Raw genomic sequence first — 255 nt, 5'->3', positions numbered from 1 at the left:
ACTTAAAGCGGCTCTCGCCGGTGCTTTTGCACTTTTAGCTACCTTGCCAGCTTTCGCGCTGGATATTCAGGAAGTCACCTCACCAAAAGGCATCAAGGCCTGGTTGGTAGAGGAAGACAGTGTTCCGCTGATTTCCGTGCGCTTTTCGTTCAAGGGCGGCAGTGCGCAGGATCCTGCTGGCAAAGAAGGTCTGGCCAATCTGATGACCGGTCTGTTCGATGAAGGTGCGGGCGATATGCCGTCTGATGCCTATCA

Annotated in this window: 1 pseudogene; it reads left to right on the top strand. The window is 54.1% G+C overall.

Annotated elements, in window-relative coordinates:
• Window positions 1-43: 43 nt before the first annotated feature.
• Window positions 44-255: pseudogene (locus HBA93_RS22150) on the top strand (insulinase family protein); the annotation flags it as partial.

It is taken from the genome of Ochrobactrum sp. SFR4, from assembly GCF_019730395.1.
GTDB lineage: Bacteria > Pseudomonadota > Alphaproteobacteria > Rhizobiales > Rhizobiaceae > Pseudochrobactrum.
The sequence above is the reverse complement of the archived record's forward strand: the minus strand, read 5'-3'. Positions and strand labels throughout refer to the sequence as shown.